Origin of the sequence: Novosphingobium oxfordense (genome assembly GCF_044029435.1) — a bacterium.
Taxonomy (GTDB): Bacteria; Pseudomonadota; Alphaproteobacteria; order Sphingomonadales; family Sphingomonadaceae; genus Novosphingobium.
Genome location: NZ_CP147005.1, coordinates 1,893,457 through 1,909,233, shown reverse-complemented (window position 1 = coordinate 1,909,233; position 15,777 = coordinate 1,893,457). Strand labels below are relative to the sequence as shown.

Genomic DNA, 15,777 nt, shown 5'->3' with positions numbered 1-15,777 from the left:
ATCCGTTGCCGGATTGCCTCGACCGCATTGGAAAAATTCGTTCGCGGCAGTCCGCGACATCTCAATGTCCGGTGATTCCCGCAACTAGGTCGATTACCATCAGCCCATGCACGGCGGTGCGCAGTTGTTTGCTTCAGACGGGTCCTAATGCGCGGCGAGATGGTCCATCAACGGTTGGAGCGCCTTTGCCATGCCGGTCCTCAGTCCCTTTCGCCACTCGCGCGCCTAGCATATAGATTGTATATACTATCTAGTGAGAAGTAAGGCGGGTTTGCCAGGCGCGAACGAACGCCGAAGGGAGCGGTGAACGAACGTGACGAAGCCCAAATTCGAAGAGGCCAAGGCCCGCACCGGCTCAAGCTATCCCCCGCCGTTCGACCAGCACGTGGCGGGCCGGAAGACTTGGCCTTTGACGTCCGAGCTGGGTCTGGCGCAATTTGGCGTGAACCGCGTGGAACTTCCGCCGGGGACCTGGTCCACCCAGCGTCACTGGCACAGCATCAATGACGAGGTCGTTGTCGTCGTTTCGGGGGAGCTGGTGGCAGTCACCGACGAGGGAGAGGAGATACTCCGCCCCGGTGATATCGTGGGCTTTCCTGCCGGCGTCGCCAATCCTCACCACCTTCAGAACCGCGGCACTGAGATCGCGGTCTATTACGACATCGGCGGCCGCGATGCCTACGACGTCTCGACCTTTCCTGACATGGAACTTGAGGCGCGGATCAAGATGCAACTCGATTTCAGGCCGATCAGGGGCGGTAAATGACGATCCGGCTCTACTATTTTCCCACCCCGAACGGGCGGAAGGTCAGCATCGCGCTGGAAGAGATGGGGCTTCCTTACGAACTCGTCGTGGTGAACATCTTTGACGGCGAGGTCCTTTCCGACAATTACCTCAGGATCTGTCCGAACGGGCGCATACCCGCGCTGACCGACGATCTGCCAGGTGGTGAGTGTGTGGAACTGTTCGAATCCGGCGCCATTCTCCAGTATCTGGGCCGGAAGACGGGCATGTTCTACCCGCAGGACGAGGCGCGCCGCACGCAAGTGGACGCATGGTTGATGTGGCAGATGGCGGGGCTTGGTCCGATGAGCGGGCAAGTGACATGGTTTCGCCGGGCTGCGTCAACGCCGGGGAGGGACCCGGCAGAAACCTCGCTGGCGATCCACCGCTACATCAGGGAAGTGAAGCGCCTCTACACCGTGCTGGATCGGCAGCTTGAAGGGCGGGACTTCATCTGCGGGGAGTATTCGATAGCCGACATGGCGAGCTGGCCATGGGTCGTGCAACACGGCGACTATGCCGATCTCGAAGGCTACCCGAACGTCATTCGCTGGCGCGATGCCATGGCTGCGCGTCCGGGGGTTCGGCGGGGTGTGGCGGTGGGAACCGAATGGCTGGCGGAAAACGCGAATAAGCTACCCGTTCCCTGAGGAGCCGCGGGCGGATAGCATAGGCGATGCACAACGACGCCGCGTGGCGACAACGATGACGGGACCCAACCGGGCTCTTGGCTGATGTAGCCGCAAGGTGTATACTTCGACTCGATCTCCTCAGCCGTAGTCTAAGAAGATCAGAAGCTTGCGTGTGCTCCTATGCTGGGTTCGAATCCTGCCGCCCCAGCCAGCAGACTTCCGCCGTTTTTGGCTAGTCAACTCTGCCATTTTCTGCAGTTTTCCGCACCTCTGTCCGCATTTTGTGTGCCGGCAGCCGCGGCACGGTCTAGACCGGAACGCTCCGGCACTCCGATTTCTCATTCATCGAGATGCTCGACGGCAGCGGGGCCCACGCGCTCGCATTGTCGTCGGATTCAATAGTGGGCCTTGAGCGGCCTCAGGCCCGTTCCTCAATGCGTGCGGGCATGGCGCGCTTCATCATCGTCCGGCATGGTGCACCATACGCCATGGACGCAATGTAGGCACAGCCGCCGGATTCAGAAGCTTCTCTGGAAGACGGCCGCCTTTGCTTTCAGGCGATAGAGCTCAGACGGCCGTGTGGCCCCTTCATCGCGGCGCTTCTCGCCCGTCGCTTCCAGGAAATCGCGATCGACGACTTTTCTTCGGAAGGCATCGATGTTGATGCTCTCGTCCAGCACGACCTGGTAGGTTCGATGCAACTCGGCGAGCGTAAATGTCTCGCTCAGGAACCGGGCAGGGAGGTCGGAATAGGCCCCCTTGCCGCGTAGCCGGTTGATGGCGGCGCTCAGAATCAGGTCGTGATCGAAGGGAAGTCCTGTCGTTTGGAGGGCGTCTTCGAGAACGAGGCCTTCGTGGCCGAGCGCCGGCTCCAAAGCATCGAGGGGCGTCACCGAAAAATAGGCGACACTGGCAGACCAACCTCGTGGGTCCCGTCCTGGGCCCGAGAATGTCGAGAGTTGCTCGATGTAGAGACTGCTCAGACCGGCCTTGGTCGCCAGCACTCTGCGCGCGGTTTCGCCTAGCGATGCGTCCTTATCGACGTGCACGTACCCTCCGATCAGCGCCGCCTGACCAGCGAAGGGCTGATTGGCACGCCTGGAAAGGAGTACGTGCAGCCTTGCGTCCTTTATCGTGAGCGGGACGATATCGACCGTCAGGATCGGCTGAGGGTGGTGGTCTGGCATAGTGACCGTCACATGCCATGGCATTGTTAAAATGCAAACTGCATTTTGCATCTTGTTTAGAGAGCGAAGAGGGCGCATCAAGAGCTCGTCATCGATTCGCGAAAGGAGCAGATCATGGGACACGGCAACTGGAACAACGCCGACTGGCAGCGCTACGCGGCCAATTCGGTCCATGGCCGCAGCCGGGACGAACTCTTCGGCGCGCGCCGCATGGACGCGCGCTACGATCCGGCTCGGATCACCGTGCGAGAGTCGAGGGACTCCGAGGAGAACCCGCTCGCAACGCCCATCATCGTCGGTGTGGACGTCACCGGATCGATGGGTTTTCTGGCCGAAGAGCTGGTCGTGAACGGCCTCAACGCCACGTTCACCCAGTTGCTCGATCGCAAGCCTGTCAGCGATCCGCACCTGATGGCAATGGCCATCGGCGATGGATACACCGACGCCGCGCCATTGCAGGCGACCCAGTTCGAAGCCGACTTGAGGATCGTCGAACAATTGCGAGGTCTGTGGCTGGAAGGCGGCGGCGGCGGGAATGGCGGCGAGAGCTACTGCCTTGCGCATGCCTTCGCTGGCCTCAAGACGGTCCACGATGCCTTCGAGAAGCGCCGTCAGCGCGGCTTCCTCTTCACCGTGGGCGATGAACCCGTTCATGACGGCGTGACGGCGGACCAACTGGGCCGGGTGCTCGGCGTCGATGCCCGGCGGGGGCTGTCGGGGCGCGAGACGGTCCAACTGGCGAGCCAGTATTACGAGGTGTTCCACATCATCGTCGATGGCAGCTATGCCGCGCGCCGCCTCCGCGAAGTGAAGTCCTCTTGGAACCGTATCCTGCCAGAGCGGGTGATCCACCTGAAGGACCCCACCAAGCTGGCGGAGACGATCGTTGCGACCATCGAGCAGGTGAGCCGGGGTACTCAGGTCGCGTCCGGCATGAAGGCGCGGGCCAAGGCCCTGCTGGGATGGGACGCCTTTGTCGGAAGCCAAGGCAGGTAGCGCGAAAGGTCCTGTAAGCGGGAAAGGTGTCCGGTGAACCGCCCAGATATTGGCGGAGCGGTTGACCGGGCGCACCTATCAGAAGGCGTGATCGTATCATGACCAAAGTTGCAAGAGCCGTGATAGGCGCCGCCTATGGCGACGAAGGCAAGGGGCGCACGATCGAATGGCTGGCAGCGCAATCGCCCGGCGGAGCGGTCGTCGTCCGCAGTAATGGTGGGGCGCAGGCCGGGCACACGGTGGTGCGGCCTGACGGCATCCGCCATGTCTTCCACCACCTGGGTTCGGGCGCGCTCGTAGGCGCAGCGACGCATCTGTCTCGCTTCATGGTCTCGCATCCGATGAAACTGCCAGAAGAGGTCCAGCGCATTGCCGGGCTGGGCGGCTGCATTGAGGTAACGGCCGATCCGCGCGGTCTAGTGACGACGCCTTGGGACATGATGGTCAATCAGGCGATCGAGATGGCTCGAGGCGATGGACGCCATGGTTCCTGCGGCCTGGGCTTTGGCGAGACCGTCGCGCGGGCCGAAGACTTCGATAGCCGGCTGACGGTGGGGGATCTTGCCGCCCCTGATCTGGCCGAAAAGCTGCGGGCGATCCGCGACGAATGGCTGCCGGCGCGCATGGCGCAGGCGGGTTTCGATCCGAAACTCTCCGGTCCTCTCGATCACGCTGGTGCACCGGGACTGTTCGCGCACTTTCTCGAAGACTGCCGGCGCTTCCTCTCGCTGGTGACAATCCGCGACGATGCGGCGCTGGGGCAGGAGCACAGCGTGATCTTCGAAGGTGCCCAAGGCCTTCGGCTCGATCGGAATTATCCCGAGTTTCCCTACCTGACCCGCTCCAACACCGGGATTGCCAATATGGCTGCCATCGCCAGGGAGGCGGGTATCGAGGCGCTCGAACCGATCTATGTGACGCGCTGTTATCTCACCCGTCATGGGCGCGGCCCCATGCCGGACGAACGGGATATTGCGGCCTACTTCAAGGTCGATGATGCCACCAACCAGCCCAATCCGTGGCAGGAGACGCTGCGGTTTGGTCTGCTGGATCCGCAGGCGCTGGCCCATGACATCCGGACGGATCTGGCGAAGGCGCCCGCAAGCATTTCGGTTCGCCCGAGCCTTGCGGTTACTTGTCTGGATCAGGCGGCCGACGGTCAATTATCCTGGCGCGTCGGCGCTGCGGTCAAGAAAGGAGGCAGGGATCAATTCCTGGCAGCCCTTGCCGATGCCACGGGCCTGGCAGCCGAGCTTGTCTTCGAGGTGCCCGTCAATGTGCAGCATGCCGCCGAGACTTGTGCTTAGACGTTCAATGAGTTTTGCCGAAGCTGTGATGCAGCGCAAACTGCCGCCAAACCGTAGACACTATCGGTCGCGTCGGGCAGTCCCGTTTTCTAAACGTTCTTCAAATGAACCTGCAGGGCAACTTCCATTGAGCATCCGGATTGAAGCCGCGCTTCTTGTTACGGTCACGTTCGGGACGGGACGGGACGGAATTTCAAGTGATGCGCGACTTTCGTGGATCTGCTTCGATGACCACGAGGGCCTTTGCGCAATGCACATCGACCTCTCAATCTGTCCCAGGCGATCTGGAATTATTCAAACTACTGATGGCTCGGTGCGCCGGACTTATATCGCCGGATGCTCTTCATCGAAGCCGCGTTTTGCGGTCACCTGGATCTCAACTGTCACGCTGTCGGCGAGATTGATCCTACCGGCCTTTCTGACGGCTGCTTTGACAGGCAAAAGATAGCCGGCTCCCTTCGGGAAAAGGGATGTCGTAAACGGGATTTCGTTCACGATTGCCTGCACGGGCACAACGCCCCAGCCATAGCTTGCTATCCGAGCGGCATAACGCACCTGATCCACGTGATCGTCAGGCACGGCGACGAAGAAGAAGGGCGCCGGACCCCGCCATTCGAAGATTTCGCCTACAAAGTTGAAGTGCGCGATGGGAAGAATATCGGCGGGCATGGCAATTAGTCTATCGCAACTATGGACCGCGCGATAGCTTCGCCACGTGTATGCCAGTGCCTGGCATGCACGAGTGACTTCGCCGATGGCGGCGGAGCAGGGCAGGGCGTTATCGGCAGGTCGCGGCCAGACCTGTCTGCATCCTTCCCCTGTATCGCCGCGGGCGCTATCGAATTCGTCAACCAAGCAACTCCGATAGCGATTACCCATGAACATACTGTCCGATGAATTTGCAGACATTCCTACTGATGATGGGACGATGCGGATGCATCTGTTCCGACCGGTCGGTTCCGGACGCTTTCCGGCGCTGATGTTCTTTTCGGAGATATACCAGGTAACAGGGCCGATCCGGCGGATCGCAGCCACTTTGGCCGGCTATGGGTTTCTCGTTGGAGTGCCGGAAGTCTACCATGAGTTCGAACCGGCGGGTACCTGCCTTGCCTATGACGCCGAAAGTACGGAACGGGGCAATGCGCTCAAAATCACCAAAAGCATCGCAGCGTTCGACCGCGATGCTCAAGTCGGCCTGGACTACTTGTCAGCCCATCCCGCGAGCACGGGCAAGCTCGGAACCATCGGCAAATGCTTGGGCGGGCACCTCGCTCTCCGGGCAGCATTCGACGAGCGGGTGAAGGCCGCGGCCTGTTTCTATCCTACGGACATTCACAGCGGTACGCTCGGACAAGGCAGGAACGACGATACCCTTTACCGCCTGGAAGAGCTGAAAGCCGAAGCGCTGTTTGTGTGGGGCAGGCAGGACCCCCATATCCCTTTTACGGGACGGCAGCAGATCCGGGAGCGGCTAGAAGCTGTCGGCGCCAGCTACGAATGGCTTGAGGTCAACGCGGCTCATGCCTTCATGCGAGATGAGGGGCATCGCTATGACCCTGTCTTGGCGGCGCGGGCTTTAAACGCGGCGGTTGACCTGTTCCATCGCACGCTTCGGTGACGCTGATCTGTCCTTGACGTGATGTGCTTGGCATAGAATTCGACTGTAGGGCGTGTTTCCTCGCCCAATACACCGTAAGGCCTAACCATCCGAGAGCACAATGAACGGCCTGGATGACGCAGGCGGTGCAGAGCGGGATTATCTCTCGCGGGAACTCGAGCGCATCGCTACAGGTGGCGCATGGAGAAGCCCCGGTGACCACCAAGGACCCTTGTATATCGGTGTGTCAGTTCGACGGTAAGTCGGGCTGGTGCCGAGGATGTGCGCGCACCCTTGAAGAGGTACGCAAGTGGCGCAAGATGCAACCACATGGGCGCAAGTCCATCGAGCGTGAGTTGCCTCGTCGGCTGCAACGCCTGGCCGCGCGCGATGCTACCTGATCAGGCTGGGCTAAGGGCGCAGAGATCGTCTCCTTCAGCTCCAATAGCCGCAGTTCGAGAGCAGATCCTGAACGTCGGCTAAGTCCCAAGACACGTCGGACGATGGACTAGCCGTTTTCATTCGATCAATTTGGAAGCGGCAACAACTTCTGGCTGAAGGTCTAAAGACCGTCTGGCCAGCCGGGTTCTAATGCGAGGCGAGATAGTCCATCAGCGGATTGGAGCGCCTTTGCCATACCCATCCTCCTTGCCTTTCGGCACTCGCGAGGACTGCTTTGAGATGGCATATACTATCTAGCAGGAAGTAAGGCGGGTTTGCTAAGCGGGAAGAACTAGAAGGGAGTGGTTGAGCGAACGTGACGAAGCCCAAGTTCGAAGAGGCCAAGGCCCGCACCGGCTCAAGCTATCCGCCGCCGTTCGACCAGCAAGTGGCTGGCCGGAAGACCTGGCCTTTGACGCGCGAGCTGAGGTTGGCGCAGTTCGGCGTGAACCGCGTAGAGCTTCCGCCGGGGGCCTGGTCCACCCAGCGTCACTGGCACAGCATCAACGACGAGGTCGTTGTCGTCGTCTCTGGGGAGCTGGTTGCGGTTACCGACGAAGGCGAGGAGATACTCCGCCCCGGGGATGTCGTGGGTTTTCCTGCCGGCGTCGCCAATCCCCACCATCTCCAGAACCGCAGCACCGAGGTCGCGGTCTACTACGATATCGGCGGCCGTGATGCCTATGACGTCTCGACCTTTCCCGACATGGAACTTGAGGCGCGGATCAAGATGCAGCTTGATTTCAGGCCGATCAGGGGCGGCAAGTGACGATCCGGCTCTACTATTTTCCCACCCCTAACGGGAGGAAGGTCAGCATCGCACTTGAAGAGATGGCGCTTCCTTACGAACTCGTCGTGGTGAACATCTTCGACGGTGAGGCGCTTTCCGACAATTACCTCAGGATCTGTCCGAACGGGCGCATACCTGCGTTGACCGACGATCTGCCCGGTGGCGAGCGTGTGACGGTGTTCGAATCCGGCGCCATTCTCCAGTATCTGGGCCGGAAGACGGGCATGTTCTACCCGCAGGACGAGGCGCGCCGCACGCAAGTGGACGCATGGTTGATGTGGCAAATGGCGGGGCTTGGTCCGATGAGCGGGCAAGTGACATGGTTCCGCCGGGCTGCGTCAAAGCCGGGGAGGGATCCGGCAGAAACCTCGCTGGCGATCCACCGCTACGTCAAGGAAGTGAAGCGTCTCTACACCGTGCTGGACCGGCAGCTTGAAGGGCGGGACTTCATCTGCGGGGAGTACTCAATAGCCGACATGGCTAGCTGGCCATGGGTCGTGCAGCACGGCGACTATGCCGATGTCGAAGGCTATCCGAACGTTACTCGCTGGCGCGATGCCATGGCTGTGCGTCCGGCGGTTCGCCGGGGTGTGGCGGTGGGAACCGAATGGCTGGCGGAAAACGCGAGTAAGCTGCCCGTTCCCTGAGAAGCTGCCCGCTTGCGCTCAGGCGGATAGCATAGGCGATGCACAACGACGCCGAGTGGCCACAACGATGATGAGACCCAACCGGGTCCTTGGCTGATGTAGCCGCTAGGTGTATACTTAAAAACGATCTTTTCAGCCGTAGTCTAGGAAGATCAGAGGCTTGCGTGTGCTCCTATGCTGGGTTCGAATACTGTCACCCCAGCAAAGGAGTTCTCCGGCTCTTCGCAGCCTATCCTAAAAATTCGCAGGCATCGTCCGCAGCGGGTTCCGCATCATTGGCTTTGGTCGATGCGGATGGGCGGCGGCCGGGACTGCCGCTGCAGGTTATCTCCATCCGGATTGCAAAGATCGGCCCAGCTCCGTTATTACTACGCTTGTCATTGAGGATCGGCGGATGAGCGATAACGTCCCTGAAGCCGCTGTTGAGGCGCAACCTCTCATCGCGGTTCGCAATGTGAAGGCAAGCAGCCGTTGGTATTCGCAACTGTTGAATGCCGAGTCCCTGCCGGATCATCCTCACCGCGAAATTTACGACCGCATTTACTGTGGTGGTCGGCTGCTTTTGCAGTTGCATGCGTGGGACGCGGAAAATCACCCGAACCTCGTCAATGCGCAAGAGGCGCGGCCGGGGCACGGCGTTATCCTATGGTTTCAACTCGCCGATTTTGACCTTGCTCTTGCGCGTGTAAGTGCGTTGGGGACCGAGGTGATCGAGGGCCCCTTGGTGAACTGCGCGCCGATGCACAGGGAAATCTGGCTTCGCGATCCAGACGGATATGTCCTGGTCATCGCCAGCCGGGACGGTGAAGCGGCATGAAACCCGGTGTGGGTTGAGGCTATTGCGGAAAGCGGCCTTTCCTGCGGATCCCAAGCAGCGACATCGCCAGCTACTGCACAAACCCGTCGCCACGGTTCATTCCATAGGCCGTCGAGTTCGAAGAGCCGCGAGTGGGGTATATGGCCTCCTGCTCTGGCATCAGTTCAAGCTCACGGCGACGTGGTTCAGGTCGGTGGAGTGATGCTGGTGCCGGCGAAGTATATGCGTGGTCCAGCAGCACAGAGCGATCAACGCCGGCGCAATCAGGGCCAGGCCGGCATTCTCAGAGCTGATGGTCACAGTCGTGTCGGCGGATACAGCGGAGATGGCGGTAGCCCAACCCAGACCGAAGCCGCAAACGAACCAGCTCAATGCGAACAGGGCTACGATTTCCCAGCTGCTGCATCGTTCCATCAGGCCGAGAATGACAAAGGCCAGAGCAAGGCCGAGGATGGTCAGATCGTAATCGTATCCATAGGGGCTCACGAACAGGGTCGCGACGCAGGTAAGCGCGCAGAGCGCCTGATTGTCGACATTCCGCAAACAGGCTCGGGTCAGGATGCCCAGAGCGGTGATCGCGCCGATCAACTGCAATGCCATCGCGCCCAGTGGACCGATCCCAAATGTATAGGCTGAGGCGTAGATCGAGCTCATACGGAACAGCCGATAGTAGCCGTTTGCCAGAAAGCCGCTCGCCTCGTTCACGGCGTTGCGAAAGTCTGCCCAGATGCCGATCCCGTAGCTCCAGGTCGCCAAGCCAAGCAGGGCGATTATGACGGTTCCGGCTATGAATGCGATCTGCCAGGATCGCTTCAACAGGGTGACAAGGCCCACGCCGACACCCAGATGCGGCTTGATGATGATCAGGCCGAGCGGCAGTCCGGCTATCGGCCGCCTGTCGCGAAAGGTCAGGAGGAAAGCGCCGATCAATCCGGCCACCAGGAAGCCGTTTTGCCCGGTGCGCAAATTCAGGATGATTGCGGGCGCGACGGCTATCATCGCCAGGACAAACCACTGGCCCGCGATACGTCGCAGGATCCAGGTGTAGAACGCCAGGCTGGCAAGGGTGAACGTGGCGAAGGCGATGCCGATCGGCAAGTGCGCCAGCCCCTGCATCATCAGGGTGAACGGTGGCGGATAGGTCCAGGGCATGAAGCCTTGGGTGCCTGATGCCTTGCGCTGCGCGTCCAGCATGGCGCGCATGTGGTAGGCGTCGCCCGCCCGGCCTTCCGCCGCCATTCGGCCAGCGATGTGGAAGGCGTCGAAATCGGTGAGAACTTTGTGCTGCCCAAGCAACTCCGGCGCCTGGAAACGAGTGGCGGATATCAGCACCAGCGCAATGCTGGCGATGATCAGGGCAATGCGCAGGGGACGGCTTTCCGCAATCCGCGCGGCGACGGGAAAGCGGCATTCCATTATAGCTGGGTTCCCTTGAACACGCGTTCCGGCAATGCCCGGATCACGCCCATGACCAGGCGCCAGATCGGCTTCACATAGATTATGTCGCGCTTTTGGGAGGCCGCCTTGAAGATGGTGTCGGCAACGCGCTCGGGCGTGGTCGTGAGGCGGGGGGGGAGGTCCATGCCTTCGGTCATGCGGGTCTTGACGAAGCCGGGAAGGACGGTGAGGACATGCACGTTCTTCTTGGCCAGCCGATTGCGCAGGCCGGAAAGGAACGCTGTGTATCCGGCCTTCGCCGAACCGTAGACGTAATTGCTGGCCCGGCCCCGGTCCCCCGCGACCGAACTGATGCCGACCAGCGTGCCGCTTCCCCGGGCAACGAAGCGATCGGCCAGCAGGCCGGTGATGAGCGCCGGCCCCTCAAAATTGCTGCGCATCACCAGACTGGCAGCGCTAAGATCCTGCTCTGAAACGGCCTGATCACCCAGAAGGCCGACCGCGCAGATCGCCACCTGCGGGAGCGCGGGCAGGCTTTCGATAAACCCTTCAAACGAATCCGGAGCCAGGACATCAAGCTCGTGGGTTGTCGCTTGCACATTATGGCGGATCGCGATGTCGGCGGCATCGGCATTCAGTTGCGCCGCATTACGGGCGGCGAGCTGAACGTCATACCCGGCGGCCGCAAAGCGATGCGCCACCGCCAGACCCATGTCCGAGCGGGCACCGACAACAAGTACAGACATAGTCACAGATTCAACCTTTCCGCGAGGCTGGAGCGAAACGAAGTGAGCGCGTGCCTTTGACGCAGCGCCGTGAAATCCTGGGTTCTGGGATCGGAGGCGCGCAACGTGGCAGCGCTCATGCGTGCGTCCTTGGCCAGATAGAAGCGGCCACCATGGTCGATGGTGATGGCATCCAGCCGGTTCATCAGGGCCAGCGAACTGGATGTGATCGGGAAGTCGAGCGCCAGCGTATAACCTTCCATCGGGAAGGATATGCGGCCATTTTCCCCGCCCATCCGCTTGAGTACCGCCAGGAACGATCCCTGGCCGCTATCGCTGATCGCGCGCAGCATTTCCGTCAGGCCACGGGACGCGCTTTCGAGTGGCAGCACGCATTGAAACTGCGCGAAGCCACGTCGGCCATAAATGCGGTTCCATTCGAGAAGCGCATCGAGGGGATAGAAGAATTCGTCCCAACCGACCAGCGAATGGCCCTGCGCGGCAACGGCGCGGCGATAGTAGAGTGCATTGAACGCGCGTACCGTCAAAGGGTTCAGGAGGGCCTGCGGGGCATCGACGGGTACCTTGCGAAGCCGTCGGCGAGGCGTCGAAAAGGGGGAGGCCTGCCGCTCGCCGATTTCATCGGCTTGCGCATGCTCGCCCAGTACCACAGATGAACGGCCCAGCCCGTCACCGCGATGGAGGCAGTCGATCCAGGCGACCGAGTATGTCGCGTCGGCATGCGCTTCGAACAGTGCCATCGCGGTTTCGAGATTCGGCGCGGGGAGGGTTTGTTGGCGAATCCACCCACTCTCCACGCGGCGAAGCTGCATGCATAAGCGCAGGACGATCCCGGTCAGGCCCATCCCGCCGATTGTCGATTCGAACAGGTCGACATTGTCGTGCGCGCTGCAACGCCGGACTTCGCCGTCGGCGCCCAGCAGATCGATCCACTCCACGTAGCGCCCGACGCTGCCGTCCTTGTGGTGGTTCTTGCCGTGAACGTCGGCCGCCACCATGCCGCCCAGCGTCACGAACTTGGTGCCGGGCGTTACCCACGGGAACCAGCCGCGCGGCAGAAAGGTATCGATCACGTCCGCAAGAATGACGCCCGCTTCCGCGACCAGCGAGCCGGTTTGCCCATCGAAAGACAGAATGCGGTTGAACCGGGTCATGTCGATGGTGCCGTGCGGGCTCATCGCGCAATCGCCGTATCCGCGTCCATTCCCCCTTGCGATCACTGGGCCTTGCGCGACGGCCGCCCGAAGGTCGGCTTCGCTGCGCGGGGTGCTAACGGCGCAGTCAAGGCGGGGATATCTTCCCCAGCCGGCCAATGTCACCACATTGCGCGTCACCACGTTGCATTCCGGGCCTTGCCGCCGTCTCGTCCAAAGACAAACCGGCGATCAAGCCGATACTTGACGATGTAGCCGACCGAGAGACCGATCGTGGCGCCAATTTCGCGTCCAATCTGCGAATGCGAAAGGAACCAGAACATCGTTTCCGTGCCCCAGAAGATCGCCGTCGTCGCAACGCCCATAAGTACGTAGAGGGAGAACTGCTTGCTGTAGGCATCGACGCCGCTGGCGCGGTCGTAGAAGATCCATCGCTTATCAAGGATGTACTTGATGATCAGGCCGATCAGGGTTCCGGCCAGGAGTGCCACGCAATAGGACAAGGCCGGAGGAAGCACGGACGCGGCACCCGTGGCCGCGAATATCATTCGCTGTACGGCGAGGTTGGCAACCGTTGCCACGACCGCGAACGCGACATAGCGTATGGCCAGGACGCGCGGGGTCACAGCATCGTCCCGGCAATGGCGAGAGCCAGGATGGCAAGGCCGCAAATCTGGCTGATACGATCGCGAGCCGCAAAGACGAGCGGGTCGTCATGCATTTCGCCGCGATTGGTCAGAATGGCTATGCGGCTGTTCCAGAACAACAGAACCAGACAGACGCCCCACAGCATTTCCGGCCGGCTGTACAGGTGCATGACGGGTTGCGAATTGGAATAGAGCGCAAGAACCATCACCGAAACCATGCCGGACGCGACCACGATGTTGCTGACGATGGCCAGATCGTTGACGTGGTAGCCGCGGCCATGGGCCGTAACCAGGCCGGAGGCGATGCCATCGACCAGCTCCGCCTGACGCTTTACGCCCGCCAATGAGAAGAAGAAGAAGATCGAGAAGGCGAGGAGCCACACCGAACTGGGAATGCCCGTCGCCACGCTGCCGGCCAGAATGCGCATCGTATAGAGGACGGCCAGCATGCAGATGTCGATGACGACCAGCCGTTTCAGCTTCAGCGAATAGGCCGTGGTCAGGACGAAATAGAGCGCTAGCATCCCCAAAAGCTTGGGGCCTGCCATTGCCGCAACCAGGCAACCTGACATGGCAAGCGCAGGCACCATCAAGGTGCCATGTGCCAGGCTGACCGCACCCGATGCCAGCGGACGCCGGCACTTGCGGGGGTGCGCGCGATCGGCGTTGAGATCGAGCAGGTCGTTCAGCACGTAAGTGCTGGATGCGATCAGGCTGAAGGCGATGAAGGCAAGAAGCGTCGGCCAGAGCCGGGCCATCGTGATCTCATGTGCGGCGATCACGGGCACGAAGATCAGCAGGTTCTTCAGCCACTGATGGGGGCGAACCAGCCGAAGGGCCGGCGGCATGCCGGATTTTGCATCCGCCGACGGGAGCGATGGCTGCAACGATTCCAGTGGCAGGTCCGCCGGCAACGCTGCCGAAGGTTGAAAGGTCGAGTAGCCGCCAGGGCCGAAGAGGTCCGTCAACTTCTCTTCGCGCAAGTCAGGCGCTGTCGGCAAAGTATGCACTTCGTCGAAGATGCCAAGATGGTCCGCGATGGCGGACAGCGCCTTGCTTTCGGAAGCTGCCACAAGCACGGCCTGCCCGCCTTGCCGGCGCCAATCGCGCACCGTCGCGAGGACATCTTCGCGGTAGGCAAGTCTTGCCGGCACGGACATCGAGGCTGCGGCGAACCTGTCGCGCAGCGGCAAATTCGAATCCTGCCGGACGAGGGCGAAGATCGACGACGACCAGCGTGCGGAAGCACCGACCCAAAACGCTTCGAGGGCGCTTTCGGGCTGCCTGATTACTTCCCCCAAATCCACTACCAGAACGATGCTGGACGGATTCCAACCGTTCACACTCATGCTCGCCACCCCACAAGCGCGCCGACCGGCGCTCTCTTGGCGAACATTCCTGCAAACATAAGGTTAATTATGCGATAATGCGTGGGTTTCATTGAGCATCGATGTGTTCGATTTCCGGGCGTACATCGCCGGCCGTGCAGCGGATCCCAGTGGAGATGTGGACGGCGCGGGCGATGCGGACGGCGATGCGTCAAGCCTTACACGCAATATCGCAGGCAGGATGATCCCCGGCCAGTTGCTCGGAGGGATCCGTCTCGCGGACAATGGCCATGACCGATCGCGGCGGATGTTACCTGCCGTACCGGCGAGCGAGACGGTTCGCCGGTACGGCCTTTGCACCGTTCACCTCACCGGCGAAGAATTCGGCACTTGGTCGATGTACGCCGTTGTGGTCTGGCCGCCCTTGAAACGGGCGCTATCGCCCGCATTCAGCAGCCCGAGCAGGCCGAAGCCCACAATGGCCAGGGCAACGCCGGCGCCGTTGCCGGCCCCTCGCTGGTTCATTTCGCCTCGAAGGGGAAGCTTGCGCCCATCCGGTAGTTCGACCTCGACAAACCGCGCTGCAAGGCGGCCGCCTTTGCCCAGTGCCGCATTCCCTTCCAGGCTGACGATTTCACCCCACGCCCGGCTCCCCACGGGAATAACGGGAATGCCGTTGATCCAGACGGGTTCGTCCACACGCAGAGCAAAGCGGTCTCCGGCCTTGGCCGTTCGGCTCGAAATCTCGCGAAGGATCATGAGGCGCACCGGCGTTCCGACGGGAACGGCCTGATCGCTCGGCGCAGCGGCCGCTTCGGCGGCAGGCGGGGTCGATTGCTGCGACAATGCCTCCGTCGATATCGGTGCGACTGGCGCGGCAGCAAGAGCCGCGCCAGTCAAAGCCGGTAACAACACGAAGTTACTGGCCGGGCTTGTCAGTGAAACGGATGGCGACGCCGGTAGCCGAAACCGATCCCCAGCTCATCGCGGTAACATGCGCATCGCCGTATTCAGCTTTGATCACGGCATCTGCGCCAAGCTTTTGCGCGCGCTCCCACAGTTCGCGGTAGATTTTGCCCTGGTCGGGCGCCTTGCTGAAGATCGTGGCCTTGCGCACCCCTGCCTTCACTTCGCCAACGACCTGATATGGCCGATCGGTGATGTCATAGGGAAATACCGGAACGCCAAATTCCTCGTTCACGGGAGCGGCTCCCGAAACGGCCTTGTCCGCCGCAAGGGCGGGAACGGCAGACGCAAAAAGACCGGCCGCAAGTACAGCCTGAACGGCAGTTCTCAATTTCATAAT

Annotated in this window: 18 protein-coding genes; 9 read left to right on the top strand and 9 right to left on the bottom strand. The window is 61.2% G+C overall.

All coding sequences use genetic code 11. The annotated features are described in order from the left end of the window. Positions 1–313 precede the first annotated feature (313 nt). Positions 314–766, top strand: a complete 453-nt coding sequence (locus tag WBP07_RS08875) for a cupin domain-containing protein (RefSeq protein WP_395395596.1) — start codon at positions 314–316, stop codon at positions 764–766. Next, positions 763–1,434, top strand: coding sequence for a glutathione S-transferase family protein (locus tag WBP07_RS08870; RefSeq protein WP_395395594.1), 672 nt, complete (start codon positions 763–765; stop codon positions 1,432–1,434). Before WBP07_RS08875 ends, WBP07_RS08870 begins: the two co-directional genes overlap by 4 nt. Before the next feature lie 500 nt (positions 1,435–1,934). Here the strand turns inward: WBP07_RS08870 and WBP07_RS08865 are convergent, their stop codons facing one another. Beyond that, the gene (locus tag WBP07_RS08865) at positions 1,935–2,603 is read right to left on the bottom strand and encodes an NUDIX hydrolase (protein WP_395395592.1); all 669 of its coding nucleotides are present in this window, start codon (positions 2,601–2,603) and stop codon (positions 1,935–1,937) included. 114 nt (positions 2,604–2,717) lie between these two features. On the opposite strand from WBP07_RS08865, the gene WBP07_RS08860 reads away from it, so the two are divergent. Then, positions 2,718–3,599: a hypothetical protein gene (locus WBP07_RS08860; protein WP_395395591.1), complete on the top strand. Its 882-nt coding sequence runs from the start codon at positions 2,718–2,720 to the stop codon at positions 3,597–3,599. A gap of 98 nt (positions 3,600–3,697) precedes the next feature. Next, positions 3,698–4,906: an adenylosuccinate synthetase gene (locus tag WBP07_RS08855; RefSeq protein ID WP_395395589.1), complete on the top strand. Its 1,209-nt coding sequence runs from the start codon at positions 3,698–3,700 to the stop codon at positions 4,904–4,906. Positions 4,907–5,230: 324 nt separating this feature from the next. Here the strand turns inward: WBP07_RS08855 and WBP07_RS08850 are convergent, their stop codons facing one another. Continuing rightward, positions 5,231–5,575: a DUF1905 domain-containing protein gene (locus tag WBP07_RS08850; protein WP_395395588.1), complete on the bottom strand. Its 345-nt coding sequence runs from the start codon at positions 5,573–5,575 to the stop codon at positions 5,231–5,233. Positions 5,576–5,783: 208 nt separating this feature from the next. On the opposite strand from WBP07_RS08850, the gene WBP07_RS08845 reads away from it, so the two are divergent. The 5 genes from WBP07_RS08845 to WBP07_RS08825 all read left to right on the top strand — a co-directional run bounded on the left by WBP07_RS08845 (position 5,784) and on the right by WBP07_RS08825 (position 9,198). Then, positions 5,784–6,524: a dienelactone hydrolase family protein gene (locus tag WBP07_RS08845; RefSeq protein WP_395395586.1), complete on the top strand. Its 741-nt coding sequence runs from the start codon at positions 5,784–5,786 to the stop codon at positions 6,522–6,524. A 194-nt stretch (positions 6,525–6,718) separates the two neighbouring features. Further along, positions 6,719–6,904 carry a DUF1289 domain-containing protein gene (locus tag WBP07_RS08840; RefSeq protein WP_395395585.1) on the top strand — a complete coding sequence of 62 codons (186 nt, stop codon included), beginning with the start codon at positions 6,719–6,721 and terminating at the stop codon, positions 6,902–6,904. Positions 6,905–7,260: 356 nt separating this feature from the next. Then, positions 7,261–7,713, top strand: a complete 453-nt coding sequence (locus WBP07_RS08835) for a cupin domain-containing protein (protein WP_395395583.1) — start codon at positions 7,261–7,263, stop codon at positions 7,711–7,713. Then, on the top strand, positions 7,710–8,381 hold the full coding sequence (locus tag WBP07_RS08830) for a glutathione S-transferase family protein (protein ID WP_395395582.1): 672 nt from the start codon (positions 7,710–7,712) through the stop codon (positions 8,379–8,381). Before WBP07_RS08835 ends, WBP07_RS08830 begins: the two co-directional genes overlap by 4 nt. A 394-nt stretch (positions 8,382–8,775) precedes the next feature. Next, positions 8,776–9,198, top strand: a complete 423-nt coding sequence (locus WBP07_RS08825; protein ID WP_395395581.1) for a VOC family protein — start codon at positions 8,776–8,778, stop codon at positions 9,196–9,198. Between the two features lie 159 nt (positions 9,199–9,357). Here WBP07_RS08825 and WBP07_RS08820 read toward each other — a convergent pair whose 3' ends face one another. The 7 genes from WBP07_RS08820 to WBP07_RS08790 form a co-directional block, all read right to left on the bottom strand. Further along, positions 9,358–10,614 carry a glycosyltransferase family 87 protein gene (locus WBP07_RS08820; RefSeq protein WP_395395580.1) on the bottom strand — a complete coding sequence of 419 codons (1,257 nt, stop codon included), beginning with the start codon at positions 10,612–10,614 and terminating at the stop codon, positions 9,358–9,360. Continuing rightward, positions 10,614–11,342: an SDR family oxidoreductase gene (locus WBP07_RS08815; RefSeq protein WP_395395579.1), complete on the bottom strand. Its 729-nt coding sequence runs from the start codon at positions 11,340–11,342 to the stop codon at positions 10,614–10,616. Before WBP07_RS08815 ends, WBP07_RS08820 begins: the two co-directional genes overlap by 1 nt. A gap of 2 nt (positions 11,343–11,344) precedes the next feature. Next, entirely contained in the window at positions 11,345–12,661 is a 1,317-nt protein-coding gene (locus WBP07_RS08810) for an FAD-dependent oxidoreductase (RefSeq protein WP_395395761.1), read from the bottom strand. 11 nt (positions 12,662–12,672) lie between these two features. Further along, positions 12,673–13,122, bottom strand: coding sequence for a GtrA family protein (locus tag WBP07_RS08805; RefSeq protein ID WP_395395578.1), 450 nt, complete (start codon positions 13,120–13,122; stop codon positions 12,673–12,675). Further along, positions 13,119–14,492, bottom strand: coding sequence for a UbiA family prenyltransferase (locus tag WBP07_RS08800; protein WP_395395577.1), 1,374 nt, complete (start codon positions 14,490–14,492; stop codon positions 13,119–13,121). Before WBP07_RS08800 ends, WBP07_RS08805 begins: the two co-directional genes overlap by 4 nt. A 342-nt stretch (positions 14,493–14,834) precedes the next feature. Next, positions 14,835–15,230, bottom strand: coding sequence for a hypothetical protein (locus WBP07_RS08795; RefSeq protein ID WP_395395576.1), 396 nt, complete (start codon positions 15,228–15,230; stop codon positions 14,835–14,837). A gap of 160 nt (positions 15,231–15,390) precedes the next feature. Next, positions 15,391–15,672, bottom strand: a complete 282-nt coding sequence (locus tag WBP07_RS08790) for a hypothetical protein (protein WP_395395575.1) — start codon at positions 15,670–15,672, stop codon at positions 15,391–15,393. Positions 15,673–15,777 lie beyond the last annotated feature (105 nt).

Excerpts from the sequence above, each read along its gene's own strand:
- WBP07_RS08870 (WP_395395594.1), top strand. The coding sequence starts at position 763 with ATGACGATCCGGCTCTACTATTTTCCCACCCCGAACGGGCGGAAGGTC.
- WBP07_RS08865 (WP_395395592.1), bottom strand. The coding sequence starts at position 2,603 with ATGCCAGACCACCACCCTCAGCCGATCCTGACGGTCGATATCGTCCCG.
- WBP07_RS08860 (WP_395395591.1), top strand. The coding sequence starts at position 2,718 with ATGGGACACGGCAACTGGAACAACGCCGACTGGCAGCGCTACGCGGCC.
- WBP07_RS08855 (WP_395395589.1), top strand. The coding sequence starts at position 3,698 with ATGACCAAAGTTGCAAGAGCCGTGATAGGCGCCGCCTATGGCGACGAA.
- WBP07_RS08850 (WP_395395588.1), bottom strand. The coding sequence starts at position 5,575 with ATGCCCGCCGATATTCTTCCCATCGCGCACTTCAACTTTGTAGGCGAA.
- WBP07_RS08845 (WP_395395586.1), top strand. The coding sequence starts at position 5,784 with ATGAACATACTGTCCGATGAATTTGCAGACATTCCTACTGATGATGGG.
- WBP07_RS08825 (WP_395395581.1), top strand. The coding sequence starts at position 8,776 with ATGAGCGATAACGTCCCTGAAGCCGCTGTTGAGGCGCAACCTCTCATC.
- WBP07_RS08820 (WP_395395580.1), bottom strand. The coding sequence starts at position 10,614 with ATGGAATGCCGCTTTCCCGTCGCCGCGCGGATTGCGGAAAGCCGTCCC.
- WBP07_RS08815 (WP_395395579.1), bottom strand. The coding sequence starts at position 11,342 with ATGTCTGTACTTGTTGTCGGTGCCCGCTCGGACATGGGTCTGGCGGTG.
- WBP07_RS08800 (WP_395395577.1), bottom strand. The coding sequence starts at position 14,492 with ATGAGTGTGAACGGTTGGAATCCGTCCAGCATCGTTCTGGTAGTGGAT.
- WBP07_RS08795 (WP_395395576.1), bottom strand. The coding sequence starts at position 15,230 with ATGATCCTTCGCGAGATTTCGAGCCGAACGGCCAAGGCCGGAGACCGC.